Origin of the sequence: Pseudomonas sp. NFACC24-1, assembly GCF_900115235.1 — a bacterium.
GTDB lineage: Bacteria > Pseudomonadota > Gammaproteobacteria > Pseudomonadales > Pseudomonadaceae > Aquipseudomonas > Aquipseudomonas fluorescens_AA.
In genome coordinates this window covers 1-3,919 of the sequence record NZ_FOVS01000074.1, presented here as the reverse complement: position 1 = coordinate 3,919, position 3,919 = coordinate 1, and the positions used below count along the sequence as shown (strand labels likewise).

Below are 3,919 nucleotides of genomic sequence, written 5' to 3'. Positions count from 1 at the left end.
GCTTGCCCGAGTGGTATTCGCCCTGCTGAAGAACCAGAGCGAATACTTACCGAAAGGCATTTAGGGGGTAGCCCTGCACCATAGAATCTCCCACATTGGACTGCTTCTGGATGAACCATCCTGCATCCCTGTGGGAGCGAGCTTGCTCGCGATAGCGCCACAACTACTTGCCAAGACTGATCTTCGGCGCCCAGGTCAGCCATTCGTCTTCAAACTTGTCGAACAACGGGAAAGTCTGCTCCGCTCGGGCCGGATTGCCCATGCGTTCACCGTCCGGCGTTGCGAACGCGATACCGCCCTGGATCAGCGTTTCAAGCGACTCGGTTCGCACCGTCGCCCCCTTGAACAGACCGAAGTCCAAACCGAAGCCACTGCTATTCCAGAAGCGTGTGCCGCTGCGCACCAGTGGCGCATATTTGGGCTCGATCAGGATATGGATCAACACCCGGTCCGCCGTCTGGCCCAGTTCATAGCCGGTGACCTTGCCCACCGTGATCTCGCGATAGGTGACCGGCACGCCGATCTTCAGCGAACCACGGCGGGCCGCACTCAGCACCAGGCTCAGACCCGCTTCGGGTACAGCGCTTTCCGGTGGGTTGGCCAAGGCCACGAAGCTTTTTTGTGGCCCGAGGTTTTTCGCCGAAGGCTGCACTTCAATGTATTGGCCCGTGACCAGCGTCTCCAGGTTGGAGGTCTTCATCAACCCCAACTCAGGCTTGACCACCCAGAACTGAGACCCGACCCGGGCGATACGCTCCGGCACTTCGGTGATGCGCGCGGTGAGCAACACCGATTGCATGTCGGCGCTGAGATCGACCTCTTCGATCTTGCCCACATCCAGCCCTTTGAAACGGATCGGCGTACCGCTGCGCAAGCCATCGGCGCGGTCGACCTTGATCGTCACGACCGTGCCCTTCTGCTGTGCGGCTTCGCGATCAGCATGCAAACGAAAGCGTGGGATGCGCCTTTTCAACGGCACGTTCGGTTCCGGCGTTTCGAAGGCGATCCCGCCGGCCATCAGGCTTTGCAGGGACTCGCTCTTGACCTGTATCCCGCCGGTCAAACCGCCCGTGAGGGTAACGCCGCTTGCGTTCCAGAATCGCGTCGAACCGTTGACCAGGCCTTCATATTCCTTCTCGATATGCACGCCGATGATCAGTTGTTTTTTCTTGCGGGAAAACTGGTAGCTCTGCACCGATCCGACCTTGACCTGCTTATAGAGAATCGGGCTACCGACCTCCAGCGATCCGAGGTTCTCCGTCAACAGGACCAGATGCAGTCCCGGTGAACGCAGGTCCAACGGCGGCGCCTTCGCCCTGGCTTCGAATTCCCGTTGCGGCGCACCGCCCTTATCGCCTGGACGTATGGCAATGTAGTTACCCTTGACCAGCGCTTCCAGGCCGGTGATACCTGCCAGGGAGATCGATGGCTTGACGACCCAGAACTGTGTGCCGGTGACTAGGTAATCTTCGGCCAAGGGGTCCAGGGTCAGTTCAGCCGTCGCGCTGGCCAGGTCCGGATCGACCTTGAGGTTCTTCAGGCTGCCGACCTGGATGCCTTTGTACATCACCGGCGTACGCCCGGCCTGCAATCCCTCGAAGTCGCTGAGTTTGACTTTCACCCGGATTCCCGCAGCGGCCGCATCAAAGTCTTCGTAGAGACGAAACGGCAGGCTCGGATCCGTTGGAGGACTGTCCTTGCGGCTTTCCGGTGTGGCGAATGCAATACCGCCGGCGACGATGCTGGCCAGGGACTCGCTGCGCACTTTCACACCCGACAGGTTGGCATCGATGCTGATGCCGCTGGCGTTCCAGAAACGCGTGTGTTTACGAACCAGGCTGGCATAGGTCGGCTCGATGAAGACTTTGACCTCGACTTTGCTCTGATCCTCGGAGAGCAGGTAACTTTTCACCTGGCCGACCTGGATCTGTTTGTAGAACACCGGGCTGCCGCGGTTCAGCGAACCCAGCCGGTCAGCCTTGAGGGTCAGGTGCAAACCCGGCTTGGCATCCGACAGCGGCGGCTCTTCGGCCAGGGCCTTGAACTTGCGCGTCGATTCGCCTTCACCCGGACTGATCGCCACGTAGTTACCCGAAACCAGGGTTTCCAGGCCTGTGATCCCGGCCAGGCTCACGCTCGGCTTGACCAGCCAGAAACGTGTGCCGGCCTTGAGATACTGCTCGACGTCCTTGTTCATCTCGACCGTCGCGACCACGCCCTTGGAACTGCCTTCGTCATCGAGTGTGAGCGCCGTCACTTTACCGACTGTCATCCCTTTGTAGACGACTTCGGTTTTGTTGACCTGGATGCCTTCGCCACTCTCAAAGCGCACAGTGATCTCGATTCCGGTCTCGTTATAAGCCCGCCAGCCGAGCCAGCCGCCGATGATCAATGCGATCAGCGGCAAGACCCAGATGGCTGACCAGTTCGAAGCCGGTCGGGTTTTAGCGGTAGGCAAATCAGTCATGGTCGTTATCCGACTCCGTGTTATCCCAAATCAGTCGGGGATCGAAGGTTATTGCGGCAATCATTGTCAAAATCACTACGCTGGCGAAAGCAATCGCGCCGAGACCGGCTTCGACACTGGCGAGCCGCCCAAAATTCACCACCGCCACCAGAATGGCGATCACGAAAATATCCAGCATCGACCAACGACCAATGAACTCGATGAAACGGTACATAAGAATGCGTTGCCGTGCCGACATGGGCTGGTGCCGCTGCACGGAAAACAATAACAAAGCGATGCCCACCAACTTGAAGGTCGGCACAAGGATACTGGCGATGAACACCACGGCGGCGATAGGAATCATGCCGTGGTGAACCAACTCGATGACACCGGCCATGATGGTGCTCGGGGCGCCCTGGCCCAGTGAGTTGATGGTCATGATCGGCAGCATATTGGCCGGGATATAAAGAATCGCGGCCGTGATCAACAATGCCCAGGTTCGCATCAAGCTGTTCGGGCGACGGGGATAGATCAGCGCGCCGCAGCGAGTACAGGTTTGTTTGTCGGCTTCAGCGTCCTGCCGATTCAATTCATGGCATTCTGTACAAATCAGAATGCCGGCATCAATCGCCCGCATGGGCATCTTCTCCTGATAACGCCTGCCAGATCTGATGCGGGGACATCACCACCTCCAGCCAGACCTGGACCAGCAACAAACTGATGAAACACACCAAGCCAAGGCCAACGGTGAGGGCTGCCATGTCTGCCAACTTGACGATGGCCACCAGCACGCCCATGAGGTAAACCTCGAGCATTCCCCAGTCCCGTAGATGGTGATAAATGCGGTACAGCAACAAACCGTAGCTACGGCCAACGTCCAGGCGAATGGTCAGCAGCACAGCCAACTGACAAAGCAACTTGAGTAACGGAATACCCATGCTGCACAGAAACACGACTACCGAGACGCCTTGCATGCCGGTATCGAACAGACCCACTACCCCACTCCAGACGGTGTCCTGGGAGGACTGCCCAAGCAGATTGAGTTGCATGATGGGTAAGAAGTTGGCCGGCACATATAACAGCAGGGCGGCGATCACCAAGGCAAGGCTGCGTTCGACTACATTGTGCCGATGAGCATAAAGCTCATAACCGCAGCGGGGGCACTCGGCTTTTTCGCCATGGGCCAGTTGGGGCTTGCGCATCAACAAGTCGCACTCATGACACGCAACCAAATCGCTCAGGGGTAGATCTGGCAATCTATCAATGTCTGACGGATCGGGCATAAACAGCTCTGGCTCAGCTAAGGTGGGGCTATTCTAGTGCTCCAGCTCGAAAATAACTGTGCAAATTTATTACGAGCGCTCTCAGACTTTTATGACGGGCAAAACAAAACCCCTACCTGCATCAGCAGATAGGGGTTTCGGAATTTAATCTTGACGATGACCTACTCTCACATGGGGAAACCCCACACTA

The 3,919-nt window shown here is 57.6% G+C and carries 3 protein-coding genes; all 3 read right to left on the bottom strand.

The features are described 5' to 3' along the window. Positions 1-163 precede the first annotated feature (163 nt). The 3 genes from BM317_RS29490 to BM317_RS29480 are packed head-to-tail and all read right to left on the bottom strand — an operon-like array spanning position 164 to position 3,729. Complete coding sequence (locus BM317_RS29490; protein WP_092477200.1) at positions 164-2,467, bottom strand: PqiB family protein; 2,304 nt, start codon at positions 2,465-2,467, stop codon at positions 164-166. Then, complete coding sequence (locus BM317_RS29485) at positions 2,460-3,083, bottom strand: paraquat-inducible protein A (protein ID WP_092172278.1); 624 nt, start codon at positions 3,081-3,083, stop codon at positions 2,460-2,462. The genes BM317_RS29490 and BM317_RS29485 overlap by 8 nt, the downstream gene beginning before the upstream one ends. Further along, positions 3,070-3,729: a paraquat-inducible protein A gene (locus BM317_RS29480; protein ID WP_092172281.1), complete on the bottom strand. Its 660-nt coding sequence runs from the start codon at positions 3,727-3,729 to the stop codon at positions 3,070-3,072. Before BM317_RS29480 ends, BM317_RS29485 begins: the two co-directional genes overlap by 14 nt. Between the last annotated feature and the right edge of the window lie 190 nt (positions 3,730-3,919).